Here is a 16,055-nt window from a genome sequence, read left to right as displayed (position 1 = left end):
TTGAAAAACTGGGTTTTGTTAGGGCTGATTTTGCTGGTATCGGGTCGGATCGCAGCACAGACGGAAGATAAAAAAGACAGTCTGAAAACCGAGAAATTACCGGCTGTCGCAATGGACAGCATCACGCTGGCCCAGGCCGATTCGTTAAAAAAAGTTAAAAAGAAATGGATGCCGGTGCCGAAAACGGCCACACGACTGGCGTTCATACCGGGAGCGGGACAGATTTACAACCGCGATTACTGGAAGGCGCCAATCGTGTACATTGCATTCGGGGGAGGGCTTTACACTTATTATCTGAATACGATAAAATACCACGATTTCCTGGACGCGTATAAGTCGTTTTATATCTGGGACAAAAGCAGTCCCGATTATGGTACCAAGAAGAAAGAGCTGCAAAATGCCGATGCCAAGGTGCCGGTGAGGGTTCGTAATCTTCTGAATACCAGTAGCGAGTATGTCAATGCGACCGAAGATCAGATTATCCGGCAAAAAAACTACTGGCGCAGGAATAGGGGTTTCGCCCTCATCGTAACCGGGCTGATTTACACGCTGTCAATAATAGAAGCCAATGTAGCGGCGCATTTAAAGACATTTGACCTTTCGGACGACCTTACCCTGAATGTGAGCCCGAAGCTGAACCAGCCCTCGATGACAACTCCGACGCCGGGTGTGCGACTGGTTTTTAATATGAAATAATATATTGAATTTCAAATACTTGATTAATGAGAATACTATTACTGGGCTACGGCAAGATGGGTAAAACAATCGAGCAGATTGCCCTTGACCGGGGACATTCGGTCGTCGGGAAAATTGATGTGCAAAACCGCGCGGAAATGGATGTGCTAGGCGCTGGCGATGTGGATGTCGCAATCGAGTTCAGTTCGCCGGAATCCGCATTTGAAAATATCACTTACTGCCTTAAAAAAGGCTGGCCGATCGTATGCGGTACCACAGGCTGGCTCGACCGCCGTGCCGAAGTGGAGGAGCTTTGCAAGGCACAGTCCGGCTCATTCTTTTATGCATCGAATTACAGTATCGGCGTAAACCTGTTTTTCCGGCTGAACCGGCATCTGGCCCGCCTGATGAATGGGCGCGGCTACCAGAGCTCGATGACGGAGGTGCACCATATCCACAAACTCGATGCGCCGAGCGGTACCGCCATTACGCTCGCTGAGGGCATTATCGAGGAAACGGAAAACATCGAAGGCTGGAAGCTGGCTCCCGAAAATGAGGAAGGTTACCTGCAAATCCTGGCCGAGCGCCGGGGAGAAGTGCCCGGTACCCACATCGTCCGGTACGAATCGGAAGTGGATACCATCGAAATATCCCACACGGCCCACAACCGCCAGGGCTTTGCATTGGGCGCGGTGGTGGCCGCCGAATGGCTTCCGGGCAAATTCGGGGTGTTCGGGATGAACGACCTCCTCAAAATTTAAAGTATTCTAACTATCAATCATCGCATGGCTGTTAATAAAGAGTTGACTTCCAGTTCAGTTGAATCCAAAAAGAAGAAATCACCGGCACGGGAGTGGTTCGATTCCATTTTGTTCGCGGTAGTAGCCGCTACGCTGATCCGTTGGCTGTTTTTTGAAGCATTTACCATTCCGACGCCTTCCATGGAGAACAGCCTGCTTGTGGGCGATTTCCTTTTCGTGAGTAAACTGCATTATGGCACCCGCACCCCGAAAACCCCTTTACAGGTGCCGCTGACGCACCAGACGATCTGGGGAACGAACATCCCTTCCTACACCAGTCTCATCCAGCTGCCGCAATACCGCCTGCCGGGTTTCAGCGAGGTGAAGAGGGGCGACGTGGTGGTGTTCAACTATCCTCCTGAAATGCAACATCCGGTCGATCTGAAGACCAATTATATCAAACGCTGTGTGGGTATTCCGGGCGATAAGGTGGAAGTGCGTGATTTGCAGGTTTATGCCAACGGTAAGGCTATGGAAAACCCGCCGCGCATGGAAAACGAATATTTTGTGGCGACAACGACAGCGGTGAACGAAGAAAAAGTGTTCCGTGAAAACGGTATTTCGGAATTCAACTCCTACACAGAGGGCGACAACGATACGATCAAAGGCAACGAGCAAATGGGTTACCTGGTTTTCACAACCACGGAAATCGCCGCAAAGCTCAAGACCTACGATTTTGTAAAAAGCATTACGCTCGTGAAAACGGATAACGGCATTACCGAGCCGATGCTCTACCCGAATTCATCCCTTTTCAAATGGAACCGCGATAATTACGGGCCGATTACCGTTCCCAAAAAAGGTATGACCGTACAGCTTACCCCGGAAAATATTGCGACTTACGGTCCGGTTATCAAAAATTATGAAGATAACGATGACGTCGTGATTGATGAGAAATCGGTGAAAGTAGGGGGCAAGCCCATTACCAGCTATACCTTCAAGCAGGATTACTATTTTATGATGGGCGATAACCGCCACAATTCGGCCGACTCGCGTTATTGGGGCTTTGTGCCGATGGGCCATATCGTAGGCAAAGCAGTTTTCGTGTGGATGTCAATCGATCCGAATCCGACGAGTTTCTTTAACAAAATCCGTTGGAGCCGCATTTTCCGCACAATCAACTAGTTTCGAACCCGAACATAAAGAAAGGGAAGGAATCAGGCGATTCTTTCCCTTTCTTTTATTATATATAAATTATCATTATATGATTGTTTTTATATTATAATAATTGATAGTATATTGGGGCAAGAAAGTCCGTAACCACATTTCTATTTGAGGAGGGCGGCTATCGAAACGTTTAATCACTATCCCATGCTGGCGCCGCCTGTTGATAAACCTGTATCCGTTCCGAAAAAGAAAACCGCGTTCCGGGAATGGCTCGACTCGGTACTTTTCGCGGTAATCGCCGCCACTTTGATCCGCTGGTTGTTTTTCAGCGCATTCGTTATCCCCACGCCTTCCATGGAGAACAGTTTGCTGGTAGGCGACTATCTTTTTGTGAGCCGGTTGCATTATGGCACTACCACACCAATCACGCCTTTGCAGGTGCCGTTGACGCATCAGACGATCTGGGGTACCGATATCCCATCGTATCTCGACTGGATCCGGCTTCCGCAATACCGGCTGCCGGGATTTACGGACGTGAAGAATGGCGACGTAGTCGTGTTTTACCTGCCCGTGGAACACCCCGACGCATACCGGAAGTTCGGGAATGTGCTGCCCGACCTGCATCCGCACCCGACCGACCTGCGTTCGAATTATATTAAAAGGTGTGTCGGGATTCCGGGCGACAGGCTTGAAATCCGTCGCGGGGAGGTGTATGTGAACGGCCTTGCGCAGGCATTGCCCCCACGGATGCAAAACGAGTACTTTGTGTCCGTGAAAACGGCGGTGAACGAAGAAAACGTTTTTCACAAGAATGGCATCGTCGATTATTCACGGTTTACCGAGACCTTTAGCGACAGCATTGCCACGAATGACGAGTTTGGGTACATTGTAAAAACGACCGCCGCACTCGCCGGGAAACTGAAAGCCTATGATTTCGTCAGGCGCGTAGTGCCGGTGTTTATGGAGAAAGGTCTGAAAGAGCCTTTCCTGTTTCCGGCCAGCGACGCTGTCGACTGGAATAAGGACAATTACGGGCCGATAGTTGTGCCGAAAAAAGGGATGACAGTACCGCTGACTACCCTGAATATCGCTTTGTATCGGGATGTTATCCAAAATTATGACGGCAATGGGCACGTTTCGATAGAAAACGACAAGGTCTGGATCGATGGAAAAGTCGTTACCAGCTACACGTTCAAGCAGGATTACTATTTCATGATGGGCGACAACCGCCACGATTCTGCCGATTCGCGGTACTGGGGTTTCGTACCCAAAGACCACATTGTAGGAAAAGCCGTTTTCGTATGGATGTCGATCGATCCGAATCCGGTCAATTTTCTCAAAAAAATCCGCTGGGACCGTATTTTCAGAACCGTTCGATAATGCAAAAAAGAGGCGCGAAGGCCTCTTTCGCATTATTATTCCATTCGTCCTTCCTCCGTTGTTACTCTTCCTGCGAGAAGATCAATGCCGAATAGGGAGGTATCTGCAATGCACCGAATTGTCCGCAATTGTCCATGTCGCCTTGCATCGTTTCGATGTCGAAAACACCCAGGTGGGAGAAATCCGGGTCGTAATTTTCGTTGTCGCTATTGAAGCGCAAATGCCATTTGCCCGGCCGTGGGAACCCGACCTTGTAGTCGGAGAAGGTTTCGGTCGAGAAGTTCAGTACAATCACGACGCTATCTTTGGGCCCGCCTTCCGCCCAGCGATGCATTACGATCACTTTCTTCTCATTGTCCTGCCGGATAATTGCTACATTCTGGCCCTGAAGCCCTTTCGTTACACCGAACCAGTTCCGGCGGATATGGATCATATCGCGGTGCAGGGTTGCAAAGCCGCTGAACTTCTCGAGCCGTGACCAGTCGATCGGATCGCTGTCGGAAAACCATTTGTCTTCAAGCAGCGGTTGTCCCTGAAAGATCATCGGAATGCCGGGGGAAGTCAAAACCAGTGCTACCCCAAGGGCGGCCCGCTTTTTGGAATACCAGTTATTGACATCGCCTTCGGCTATTTCCTCCGCCACACGCGCTTTGCCGTTGGCTACTTCATCGTGCGATTCGGTGTAGATAATGCGCTGGAACGAGTCGTTGTTGTACCGGTTGGTGATGGCGGCCACTACTTTGTTCATGTCGCGGTCCTGGTCGTTTGCGGTAATAATCGCGTCGCGAACGGAATGAACAAATTCGGCGTCCCACTGAGAGCCGTAGCCCAGGCCGCCATTTTCGACCGAATTCGTAATGAAGTCCAGCGAATGCATGTCCTCGGCGATGGTAATGCAGTTATGGCAGCTGTCACGGATATCTTTATTGATCCATTGAATGAGCGTCATGCCTTCCACGATGTCGTCACCAGGATTACCGTTGGCCTTCACATTGCGGATATAAGGCACCATATCCATCCGCAAACCGTCGACGCGGTAGTCGCGGATCCACATCAATGCATTGTCGTGGATATATTGCCGCACTTCGCCTCGACCGTAATCGGGGCGGGTATTGCCCCAGGGCGTTTCCGACCGCCAGTCGTTGTAAAAGTAAATGCCTCCGCCATTGTTTTCCTGCCAGCCGTCGAATTGCCATAAATCCAGGTCCGACGGGCCGAAGTGATTGTAAACCACATCGAGGATCACGGCGATGCCTGCTTCATGCGCCGCTTTGACAAACGCTTTCAAGCCGTCGGGCCCGCCGTAATCCGATTCGATAGCAAACGGGTTAGCGGGGTTGTATCCCCATGAGCGGGAACCGGGAAATTCAGAGCAAGGCATTACTTCCACCGCGTTGAAACCCATGTCCTTTAAATAGGGAATACGCTCGATGGCTGTGTAGAACGTCCCGACCTTCCCTGCTTCCACGACATTGAATGTCCCCACATGCATCTCGTAAATCACCAGCTCGTGCCAGCCCGGCATTTGGAACGTAACATTCTGCCAGTCGAACGACTCGTGGTTATAAACAATGCAATTACCTGCCGAATTGGTCATTTTCAGAGCATAAGGGTCGTTGCGGTGCAATTCGCCTGCGGGTGTTTTGAGCAGGAATTTGTACTCGTCCCCTTCTTTCGAATTTTCGACCAATGCGCCCCACATGCCGTTCTCTTCCGCTTGTAACGGATTGGCGCCGGCATCCCAGTTGTTGAAACTTCCTATGACCGAAACACTTTCCGCATGTGGCGCCCAGACGCGGTAATAAACTCCTTCCGGATGGCAAGTGGCACCCATGCCTTCATAGTGCTGTCCCGTTTCAGCAACCTCCGTTTCGACGTTTTCCATATTTGGTTTTCAGATTATTGTTTATTTTTGAAATGACTGCTGACGTATATGCGCAAAATGCATGCCAGCGTACGGCAAAAAAATCTCAACCAACACACTATACCATGGAAACACTTTCCGACGCGGAAAAAGTCTGCATTCTCGCGCTTATGCACACCCCCGGGATCGGCGCCGTGACTATCAGGCAGCTGATCAGCTATTGCGGCGGTGCCGAGAATGTTTTTCAGGCCGACTATAAAAGGCTTATTAAAATCCCCGGAATAGGGGACAAAGTTGTGAAAGCGGTTCTTGGTAAAAACACGATGGAACTTGCCGAAAGGGAGCTTTTGCAATGCAGGAAGACCGGCACGCAGCTCCTTTTCTTCACCGATCCCAGCTATCCGGCGCGCCTCAGGCCACTTTACGATGCCCCTATCGCCTTATATGCCAAAGGGAATACCGACTTCAACTGGCCGCGTACGGTAGGGATAGTCGGTACCCGAAAAATCAGTGAATACGGAAAGGCGGTGACAGAGCAGATCGTCCGCGAGCTCGTGCCTTACCAGCCGCTTGTGGTGAGCGGGCTTGCATATGGTGTGGATATCACTGCACACAGGCATTGCATCCGCAACAACGTGGCCACACTGGGCGTCATGGCGAGCGGCGTCGATGTGATATATCCGGCCGTACACCAGCGCACGGCTTTGGAGATGCAGGACAATGGCGGGATAGTAACGGAAAATGCATTGGGGACCAAGCCCGATTTTATGAGATTTCCCGCGCGTAACCGAATTATTGCGGGCCTTAGTGATGTTACGATAGTGGTGGAGTCGGGCCGGACCGGCGGAAGTCTGATCACCGTTGAATTTGCGCAGAACTATCACAGGGAGGTTTTCGCGGTGCCGGGAATGATCGGCGAGGCGCAATCTGAAGGGTGTAACTTTCTGATCCGTGACAACAAGGCGGCGATTTTTACGTCGGTGCCGGATATGGCCGACGCGCTTGGCTGGATAGCGGGTGTGCCGGAAGCCGCTCCCGTGGTGGCTATCGAACCGATGTCATTCGAAGGCTTCACACAGGACGAGGGGCAGGTATTGGCATTGCTGAAACAGTGGGGAGCAATACAGATCGACGAACTTGCCTGGCAATCGGGCATTCACCTGAACCGGCTGGCTACCTTGCTGCTGAACCTGGAATTTCAGGGTATGGTGCGATCGATGCCCGGCAAGAAATATGGGTTGATTTAAATGCATGAATAAGAGTATCATTCAACTAATTAAAGAAGGAGAGGGGCTGACGACCGAGTTTAAAAGGACGGTGGACAGTCCTTTTAAAATTGCCAAAACGATTGTGTCCTTCGCCAATACGTCGGGAGGGGACCTGCTGATCGGCGTCGCCGACGACGGGGCCGTGCCGGGGATACAATCTGAGCTGCGGGAGTTGCAGAGGCTCGAAAAAGCGTTGGTTAAACTGATCGAGCCGGAACTGACCGTGCAGATCAAGACAGAGAACCTGGATGGCCGGAAAGTGCTTTGGGTTGCGGTTAACGAAAGCGAGGCGAAACCGCATCGTGCATTGAACGAAAAGGGCGAGCGGATCATCTACATCAGGGTGAAAGACAAAAGTATGCCCATTCCACGGCTTCTGTTGTACAACGGTACCGATGCCGAAACGGAGAAATTACTGGCCACACGCCATGTCAGGACATTGATCACCTATCTGAAAGAAACAGATTCCGTTACCGCGAAAGTCTTTTCCCGAATCATCAATATCTCGGAAAAAAGAGCCGAACGAATGTTGCAAGATCTGGCCGCGCGGCAGATTTTGCTTAAATTATCGAAGGGCAAACCGGAGAGTTTCAGTCTGAAATGGACGGAATAGAAAATGCGGCTGACATCCGGTTGTGCCGGTCATCAGCCGCATTCGCGCTTCAACGGGTAATTAGTTGATACCCATTAGTTCCAGTTCAAAAACAAGGTCCTGCCCTGCCAGCGGGTGGTTAGCGTCCAGTACCACATAGGTGTCGGTTACCTCTTTCACGACCACCGGGATAACCTGGCCGCCATCCTGATGCATATTCAAAGTGACGCCCACTTCCAGAGGAATATCGGCAGGGATTTGCGCGCGGTCGAAACGAACAACCATATCCTCATTCACCGGGCCGTAAGCCTCTTCGTTAGGAATATGGATGGTTTTCTTGTCGCCGATCGCCATACCGGTCACGCCATCATCAAATCCTTTGATTACCTGTCCGCTGCCCAGAGTGAAGCTCAAAGGCTCACGTCCCTCGGAGGAATCAAAAAGTTGTCCGTCCGGCAAGGTACCTTTATAATGTACCTGCACTTTGTCACCAGCCTTTGCTTGACTCATAGTTTTGTATTTAGATGGTTGGAAAAAGCACTCGCGAAATGTTTTCGGGAAGCGTTTTCCGCAGGGAACCTCCGCGAATGCATGAAAAATGAAAAATCAGTATGCCCGGGCAAATACTACACGTCCTTTCGACGGCCTGCCCGAGTAAATACAAACGCCCTCCTCGGCCTCCTGGTTCAAAGGAATGCAGCGGATCGTCGCCTTCGTCTCTTCCTTGATCTTCTCTTCGGTCTCGGAAGTACCGTCCCAGTGCGCCAGAATAAATCCGCCTTTGGTATCGAGTATATGGTTGAATTCTTCGAATGAATCCACTTTATGCGTGTTTTCCTCGCGGAATCGCAACGCCTTGTTGTAAATCGACTGCTGAATGTTTTCAAGCAGATTCTGAACATAAGCTGCGATCCCCTCTACGGAAACCGTCTCCTTCGTCTTGGTATCGCGGCGGGCTACTTCCACTGTACCGTTTTCGAGGTCGCGGCCGCCCATGGCAAGCCTTACCGGCACGCCTTTCAGTTCGTATTCAGCAAATTTGAAGCCTGGCTTCGCATTGTCACTACTGTCGTATTTTACGCTGATACCCAGTTTTTTCAGGTCTTTTGTGATTTCGGCTACTTTTTCGGAAATCTGGGCAAGCTGTTCGTCGTTTCGGTAAATCGGAACGATTACCACCTGGATAGGCGCCAGTTTCGGGGGCAGGACGAGGCCGCTGTCGTCGGAATGTGCCATAATGAGTGCACCCATCAGGCGCGTGCTCACGCCCCATGAAGTTCCCCATACATAATCCAGCTTGCCTTCCTTGTCCTGAAACTTCACGTCGAATGCATTCGCGAAGTTCTGGCCCAGGAAGTGGGAAGTTCCGGCCTGCAATGCCTTTCCGTCCTGCATCATCGCTTCGATACAATAAGTGTCTTCTGCACCGGCGAAACGCTCGTTAGCTGTTTTTACCCCTTTGATAACCGGCACGGCCATCCATTCTTCGGCAAATTGTGCGTAAACTTCCAGCATTTGCTTCGTTTCGGCAATCGCCTCTTGTGCGGTGGCGTGTGCGGTGTGGCCTTCCTGCCACAAAAACTCGGCCGTACGGAGGAACAGGCGTGTGCGCATTTCCCAACGCACCACGTTTGCCCACTGGTTAATCAGCAACGGCAGGTCGCGGTACGACTGGATCCAGTTTTTATACGTGCTCCATATCACCGTTTCGGAAGTAGGCCGTACGATCAGTTCTTCTTCCAGTTTCGCTTCCGGGTCCACCACCACGCCTTTGCCGTTCGGGTCGTTTTTAAGGCGGTAATGCGTCACCACCGCACATTCCTTAGCGAATCCCTCCACGTGTGAAGCCTCCTTGCTCAGGTACGATTTGGGGATGAAAAGCGGGAAATAGGCGTTGGTATGGCCGGTTTCCTTGAACATGTCATCCAGCGCACGCTGCATTTTTTCCCAAATGGAGTAACCGTACGGCTTGATCACCATACAGCCTCGCACCGGCGAGTTTTCGGCCAGGTCGGCGCGTTTCACTAATTCATTGTACCATTCGGAGTAGTTTTCACTTCGTGTTGGCAAGGCTTTACTCATTACTTTGTATTATTTTGGAATTGAAATGGAGTTTTACATTAACCGGAGCCTGTTTTTCAAGGGAGTTGCAAAGATAGTTTTTTATGTTAACTTTGGAATTAATGTATGGCTACGGTCGTTTACTTCATAGCGGGAATGCATTTTTTACCTATATTAGCAACAAACTTTTAAATCCTTAGAAGCCATGAGTATGTTCAATAAAGCAAAATATTTGTCTTTGCTGGTGCTGTTGGGAGCTTGGGGATGTACTTCGAACCAGTATGCGTCGCGCTCGGGTGGCGATGATCTCTACGGAGGAAGCTCAGGCGGAGGCCTCGTACTGACAGACCGGGGCGGCGACCAGGAAGTCTCCCGTTCGGATAACCCGGATTATGCTTACACCGGTAATTATTCCGAAAACGGCACGGCGGACTATTACGATGAAAATTACCTTTCTTCCAGAAGCGTAAGGCGTCAGGTCTCGACAGACGTAGGCTACAATGCCGGTTTTGTCGACGGCTATAATTCCGCAAGCATGAACAACATGTATTACGGGGGCCTGGGCTCTTACTGGCCCGGAAGCTACGCAGGTCTGTCGCTGAACTTCGGATACGGTGGTTTCAGGATGCGTCCCTACGTCGGGTTCGGTTTCGGGTCGATGTTCGGATATTCGCCATGGAGCTACGGCAGTATGCTGAGCTGGGGGTATGATCCATTTGGCTATTATAACCCGTGGGGATATTCGCCATGGGGCTACAACAGCCTGTACGGATGGGGCGGTTATTACGACGGTTTCTACGGCTACGGCTATTCGCCATGGGCATACAGCCGCCCGGTGATCGTGATCAACAACCCTGAAAGAGGTATTGCCAGAACCTACGGCCCCCGGGTGGTGGATGCGAGCAGAAGCCGCAGCAACGAGCGTTACAATTCCAATTTTGTAAACTCGTCGCGAAATCGGACTGCAACGGGCACAACAAGAGGAAGCCGCGACGGCAACCGTGTTGTTTCAGGAGATACTTATGCTTCGCCCAGAACATCGAGAGGCTCGTACCGTGGCGATGCGGCATCTGCCGGTGGACGGACCAACGGCGATTCTTACAGCTCACGCGGCGTGATCGACGCGGGCAATACTTACTATTCGCGTCCGCGTTCGACCAATTCGAGCAACTACTCATCTGAAAGCGGCAACTCAAATGGAGCGAGCTACTATTCGACACCGCGCTCGTCGAGAGGCGCTTCTTCTTACAGTTCGCCATCTTACAGTGCACCGTCGAGAAGCCAGTCAGATTACAGCGCGCCTTCAAGAAGCTATTCCAGCCCAAGAAGCGAATCTTACAGCGCACCGAGCCGCACCTACAGTGCTCCGTCGTACAGCGCTCCTTCGAGAAGTTATAGCGCACCGTCGGGTGGCGGAGGCGGCAGCACGAGCCGCTCTTCAAGAGGCCCAAGATAATCTGCGACTGTCCTGAAACACAGATAGTCACGTCGAACCCTGCAAGATGTCATAATTTTGCAGGGTTTTCGTTTAAATTGTATTGAATTAAGTATCAACTGCCATGTCGAAAACATACTCAGGAATCGCACTCATCTTTTCGCTGCTTGCTTCGTCCGCAGCATTTGCACAATATGCTACCGATGCACTCCGGTACTCGGAAATCAACCAAACCGGCTCAGCCCGATTTCAGTCTCTGGGCGGCAACCATGCAGCCATCGGAGGGGACCCCAGTTCTATTCATGGCAATCCGGCGGGCCTTGGTTTTTATAACCGCTCCGAATTTACGTTCAGCCCGGCGGTAACGATCGCCGGCACGAAAGCGAATTATCTTGGGAATGACACCAAGGAGAGCAACGGTCTGTTTAATATTCCGCAGGCGTCGTTGGTTTTTACCAGCCAGCCGGGATTTCAACGGAAATGGAAGCGCTCGGCATTCGGCGTTTCGTTTTCCCGCCAGCAGTCGTTCCAGAATGGTTACGCCTACGGAGGCCGAAATAACAACAGCGCCTATATCGACAATGTGATCGAGGGCGTGAACAACGCCAAAACATCGATAAACGATCTCGAACGGGATTTCGACAGCGGTGCAGCCGGGGGACCGGTAGCGTACAGCATCCCTGCCGCCTATTATCAAATGTATCTGATTAACCCTACAACCGCAGCCGGGCCGCCTTACAGGGCGCTGGATGCGAACAGCCTGGTAGACCAGAGCGGAACATTTACTTCCAAAGGCGCTACGTCGCAATGGACGTTCGCTTACGCAGGAAACTTGAACGACAAATTTTACCTCGGTGGTAATATCGGTTTTAGCCGGATCCGGTACGAATATTCATCCACATTCAGCGATGATTACGTTGATAGCCCCGAGCTCACTTACATTGACCAGTTCGAAGACTTTACGGTCCGTGGTTCCGGCTTTAATTTCTCACTGGGCGCTATTTACAAGTTCAATCCGATGTTCCAGATCGGCGGAACGCTCATCAGTCCGACATTCAGCGCGCTGAAAGAGACGTTCAGCCAGCGTGTGGCGGCGGGTTATGTAGATGGAAAAGTGACCGGCCCCGACGGCAATCTCATTACGCCTCCGTATACTTCGTTGCCCATTGCCCCTAACGACTTCGAGTACAGTCTCATTGGTCCGATGCGAGGGAATGTGGGCGCTACGGTTTTTTTCCAAAACAAAGGCTTTATCACAGGAACCATCGAATATGCGGGTTATAGCGGCATGCGCGTCCGTACGAGCTACCTAGCCAGTGCCGATAACCAAGCATTCAAGGACGACGTTAAGAACGAAATCACCGACACATTCCGCAATGCCGTCAACTTCCGGTTGGGCGGCGAGATCAGGGCGGGCATCTTCCGTGCACGACTTGGGGGGAGCGTATATCGCAGATCCCTATCGCGAGCGGACGGATGGTATCGATCGCAGCAAAATCCTCGCTTCGGCGGGTGCAGGCGTCCGCACCGACCGCTTCTTTGTGGACCTGACAGGTACGTTTACCACCTACAAATCGGCTTATACACCTTATTATCTGGATAATCCCAATAACTATGCGTCGGTGCAAATCACAAACCGGCCGGTGAACGTCATGGTGACGGGCGGGGTGTTCTTTTAAGCAACGCCTAGAGTTATAACCAAAAAACCTGCGAGAAGCAGGTTTTTTGGTTATAACAGCGGGATAATCACTTCGAGCAGGTGCCCGACGTCGATTTCGCCTTTCAGTGTAAAGTCAGCCTGGGTGTAGTAGGGGAGCCTGTCGGTAATGCGGTTCCGCAGCGTATCCACCAGCGACGCGGCGCCGGAAAGGATAGGGCGGTCGTCCTTGCCGTGGTTTTCGATTCTTTTTGCGAGGTCCTCCGCGGGAACGTCCAGGAAAATGCTAATGCCCATTTGTTTGATTACCTGCATATTATCGAAGAAACAGGGCGTACCGCCGCCGGAGGCGAGCACGATTCCCTTTTGCGTAGCCGTTTCTTTCAAAATCCTGCTTTCGACCTCCCTGAAATAATCTTCGCCTTTTTGCTTGAAAATAGCGGAAATCTCCATTTCCTGGTCTTTCTCGATCAGCTTATCGAGGTCTACGAACTGGTAGTTCAATGCACGTGCGAGCTTTTTGCCTAACGTGGTTTTGCCGGACGACATCATTCCGACGAGGATAACATTCTTCATGAAAACTTTGGCGGTCGGTTGTTTACCTGGCGAGTTCTATCACTTCTTCGGCAGCGGGAGTGTCGTTATAATGCCATTTACCTTTCACGACGCCGTCTTTCAAAAGCCACAAACCGGGATTTGAACGTGAAATGGTTTTTAAAACCGTTGCGTCTACATAATAGTACGGGGCCGTGAGCTGGTGCTGCGAGAGGAAGTTCTCAATATCCGCGCTGTTGCCCGAAGTCAGAATGATTGGTTCGATCCCTTTGCCTTTTACCGCGTTGATGAGCTTGTTGATATCCGGCAATGCGGCTGTATTGATGTCGGTCAGGCTCTTGATGATAAGGAAAAGCTTTTTGCCCTGGAACGTGCTTTCCGTAAAATCCCCCGCGTCGTTCCATACTTTATAGTCGGTAATTTTAGGTTTGGCGTCCTCGTTCAAAACAACCATCTCTTTGAATTTCAGCGTCGTATCGCTTGGGTATTGCTCATATTCAAGCGTTTTTCCATCTTTTTCGAAAATATACATATATCTCAGCGGCTCCGAAGGTTTCATCTGCGCCGGAATACTCGCGCCCACGCGATAAGGCAGCAAATCCACGATGGGCAGGTGACGTAACGAATAAACGGCGATACCCAGTGAAACGAGTGTCGAAATGACCACGATAATGCCGGTGGGATAGGATTCGAATTTTTTCCGGTAGTATACGATCACCAGTATCAATATCAGCAGGAATACGTCTTTACCAAACGAAGTCCAGGGCGTGAGCTTGATCGCCGCACCGAAGCAGCCGCAATCGGTAACCTTATTGAAGTAGGCCGAATAAAACGTCAGGAAGGTGAAAAAGACAATGATCGCCAGCAAAAGCCACGAGGTGGTTTTAGGTTTGTACGCAACCAGCAGCGCCACGCCGAGCACCACTTCCGCCGTGCAGAGGAAAACCGAAAAGTAGAGCGCCAGCGGCACGAGGCCCATGAAAAAATCGTGGAACGCGGGAAGATCGGTCGCGAAAACCTCGAAGTACTCTTCCAGCTTGTACTGCGTCCCGATGGGGTCGTTCAGCTTGATGATTCCGGAAAAAATGAAAAGTAATCCTACAACAACTCGTGAGATCTGGGCAAGTATTTTCATTGCGAACTGGCGGCGTTTTGGAGTATCTTTTTAATTCGTCTGTAAGGCATTGGATTTGATCAGGCAGAATACCGAATAATTGATGATATCCTGATACCCTGCTTTTACACCCTCGGAAACGATTGTAAGGCCTTGATTATCTTCTATTTGTTTGATCCTTAGCAGCTTCATGAGAATGATGTCGGTCATCGAACTCACACGCATATCGCGCCAAGCCTCTCCGTAATCATGGTTTTTATTAAACAACAATTCCTTTACTTCGTTCACCTGCTGATTGTAAAGAATTGTTAATGCCGAATCGTCGATGGGCTGGTTCTGTTCCTCTGCGGCGATCTGGATCAGCGCCATCACGCAATAGTTGATGATCCCGATGAATTCGGAAGACACGTCCTCGTTCACCTTCTGCACGCCCTTCTCCTGGATCGTGCGGATGCGTTGTGCCTTGATGAAGATTTGGTCGGTAATCGACGGGAGCCGCAGAATGCGCCAGGAAGTACCGTAGTCCTTGTTTTTTTTTGTGAAAAGATCTTGGCAATACTGAATGATTTCCTGATATTCCGATTCTGTGGATTTCACTGTTTCAAACGAGTTAGAGACTTTCAGACGGTAGGAAGAGAATGCTTTGATATTCATTCCTTTGCCTGTTTTTGAAAAGAATTTATGTCGCAAGTTAGTAAAAAAACGCTCAATATCCGGGGAAGGCTGCTCGATCTGTCGACCCCCGTGGTGATGGGTATTATGAATATCACTCCCGACTCGTTTTACGCCGGAAGCCGGGTGGTGGCGACGGATGAGATCGTCGAAAAGGCCGGTAAAATGCTTGCGGAAGGCGCGGGGATAATCGATATCGGGGGTTACTCCACCCGCCCGGGTGCGCGGGAGGTAAGCGAGGACGAGGAGGGCGACCGCATCGAGTCGGCCGTGGAGCCATTAGCTAAATTTTTTCCGGAAGTCGTCATTTCTGTTGATACCTTTCGGGCCCGAGTGGCCGAAAGGGGCATTTGCAAAGGTGCACATCTGATCAACGACGTTGCCGGAGGGACGCTCGACGACGCGATGTTCGAGACCGTCGCCCGCCTGCGTGTACCTTACATATTAATGCACATGCGCGGAACGCCGCAAACCATGAACAGCCTGACAACCTACGAGCGCCTCGTGCCCGATATCCTGCGCGATCTGCGGGCCAAGCTGGTGCTGCTGCAAAGCAAGGGCGTGGCGGATGTGATTATCGATCCGGGTTTCGGTTTTGCCAAAACGACCGCACAGAATTTCGAACTCATGCGGGAGCTGGCGCAATTCAAATCGTTGGGTTACCCGGTGCTGGCAGGCATTTCGCGGAAAACGGCGATTTACAAAACATTGAATATTTCGCCCGAAGAAGCGTTGAACGGGACAACCGTGCTGAACACGCTGGCGTTGGAGCGCGGCGCTTCGATCCTGCGCGTGCACGACGTGAAACAGGCCGTGGAAGCGGTAAAACTCTGGATGGCTGCCGGTAACTATCCAAATAAATAGTAATTTAGTCGCGT

The 16,055-nt window shown here is 51.1% G+C and carries 15 protein-coding genes; 9 read left to right on the top strand and 6 right to left on the bottom strand.

Annotation, left to right across the window (positions count from 1 at the left end; all coding sequences use genetic code 11):
• The 4 genes from ABV298_RS02510 (at window position 1) to lepB (ABV298_RS02495) (ending at window position 3,959) form a co-directional block, all read left to right on the top strand.
• Window positions 1-696 (top strand): DUF5683 domain-containing protein, encoded by a 696-nt coding sequence (locus ABV298_RS02510; protein WP_353720623.1) that lies wholly within the window; start codon window positions 1-3, stop codon window positions 694-696.
• Window positions 697-722: 26 nt separating this feature from the next.
• Entirely contained in the window at window positions 723-1,436 is a 714-nt protein-coding gene (gene dapB, locus ABV298_RS02505) for a 4-hydroxy-tetrahydrodipicolinate reductase (protein WP_353720622.1), read from the top strand.
• Between the two features lie 24 nt (window positions 1,437-1,460).
• Entirely contained in the window at window positions 1,461-2,597 is a 1,137-nt protein-coding gene (gene lepB / locus ABV298_RS02500; protein ID WP_353720621.1) for a signal peptidase I, read from the top strand.
• Between the two features lie 186 nt (window positions 2,598-2,783).
• The gene (lepB, locus tag ABV298_RS02495; protein WP_353720620.1) at window positions 2,784-3,959 is read left to right on the top strand and encodes a signal peptidase I; all 1,176 of its coding nucleotides are present in this window, start codon (window positions 2,784-2,786) and stop codon (window positions 3,957-3,959) included.
• 61 nt (window positions 3,960-4,020) lie between these two features.
• Here lepB (ABV298_RS02495) and ABV298_RS02490 read toward each other — a convergent pair whose 3' ends face one another.
• Window positions 4,021-5,844: an alpha-amylase family glycosyl hydrolase gene (locus tag ABV298_RS02490; protein WP_353720619.1), complete on the bottom strand. Its 1,824-nt coding sequence runs from the start codon at window positions 5,842-5,844 to the stop codon at window positions 4,021-4,023.
• Window positions 5,845-5,948: 104 nt separating this feature from the next.
• Between ABV298_RS02490 and dprA the strand changes: the two genes are divergently transcribed.
• Window positions 5,949-7,070: a DNA-processing protein DprA gene (gene dprA / locus ABV298_RS02485; protein WP_353720618.1), complete on the top strand. Its 1,122-nt coding sequence runs from the start codon at window positions 5,949-5,951 to the stop codon at window positions 7,068-7,070.
• A gap of 4 nt (window positions 7,071-7,074) precedes the next feature.
• Window positions 7,075-7,704: an ATP-binding protein gene (locus ABV298_RS02480; protein ID WP_353720617.1), complete on the top strand. Its 630-nt coding sequence runs from the start codon at window positions 7,075-7,077 to the stop codon at window positions 7,702-7,704.
• A 60-nt stretch (window positions 7,705-7,764) separates the two neighbouring features.
• Here the strand turns inward: ABV298_RS02480 and ABV298_RS02475 are convergent, their stop codons facing one another.
• Window positions 7,765-8,193 (bottom strand): peptidylprolyl isomerase, encoded by a 429-nt coding sequence (locus ABV298_RS02475; RefSeq protein WP_353720616.1) that lies wholly within the window; start codon window positions 8,191-8,193, stop codon window positions 7,765-7,767.
• Window positions 8,194-8,289: 96 nt separating this feature from the next.
• Complete coding sequence (gene proS / locus ABV298_RS02470; RefSeq protein WP_353720615.1) at window positions 8,290-9,765, bottom strand: proline--tRNA ligase; 1,476 nt, start codon at window positions 9,763-9,765, stop codon at window positions 8,290-8,292.
• Between the two features lie 184 nt (window positions 9,766-9,949).
• On the opposite strand from proS, the gene ABV298_RS02465 reads away from it, so the two are divergent.
• Both ABV298_RS02465 and ABV298_RS02460 read left to right on the top strand, forming a co-directional pair.
• The gene (locus ABV298_RS02465; protein ID WP_353720614.1) at window positions 9,950-11,200 is read left to right on the top strand and encodes a hypothetical protein; all 1,251 of its coding nucleotides are present in this window, start codon (window positions 9,950-9,952) and stop codon (window positions 11,198-11,200) included.
• Window positions 11,201-11,303: 103 nt separating this feature from the next.
• Window positions 11,304-12,782 (top strand): TonB-dependent receptor, encoded by a 1,479-nt coding sequence (locus tag ABV298_RS02460; protein WP_353720613.1) that lies wholly within the window; start codon window positions 11,304-11,306, stop codon window positions 12,780-12,782.
• Window positions 12,783-12,908: 126 nt separating this feature from the next.
• On the opposite strand, the gene ABV298_RS02455 is transcribed toward ABV298_RS02460, so the two are convergent.
• From ABV298_RS02455 to ABV298_RS02445, 3 genes are read right to left on the bottom strand one after another with little or no spacing between them, the layout of a single operon-like run.
• Complete coding sequence (locus ABV298_RS02455; RefSeq protein ID WP_353720612.1) at window positions 12,909-13,412, bottom strand: shikimate kinase; 504 nt, start codon at window positions 13,410-13,412, stop codon at window positions 12,909-12,911.
• 22 nt (window positions 13,413-13,434) lie between these two features.
• Window positions 13,435-14,526: a BT_3928 family protein gene (locus ABV298_RS02450; protein WP_353720611.1), complete on the bottom strand. Its 1,092-nt coding sequence runs from the start codon at window positions 14,524-14,526 to the stop codon at window positions 13,435-13,437.
• Window positions 14,527-14,556: 30 nt separating this feature from the next.
• Window positions 14,557-15,102 carry a DUF1599 domain-containing protein gene (locus tag ABV298_RS02445; protein ID WP_353723128.1) on the bottom strand — a complete coding sequence of 182 codons (546 nt, stop codon included), beginning with the start codon at window positions 15,100-15,102 and terminating at the stop codon, window positions 14,557-14,559.
• 84 nt (window positions 15,103-15,186) lie between these two features.
• On the opposite strand from ABV298_RS02445, the gene folP reads away from it, so the two are divergent.
• A complete protein-coding gene (gene folP / locus ABV298_RS02440) occupies window positions 15,187-16,041 on the top strand; it encodes a dihydropteroate synthase (protein WP_353720610.1) in 855 nt (284 codons plus the stop codon).
• The last annotated feature ends 14 nt before the right edge of the window (window positions 16,042-16,055 follow it).

Source organism: Dyadobacter sp. 676 (assembly GCF_040448675.1).
GTDB lineage: Bacteria > Bacteroidota > Bacteroidia > Cytophagales > Spirosomataceae > Dyadobacter.
This window is presented reverse-complemented; position numbering and strand designations above follow the sequence as displayed.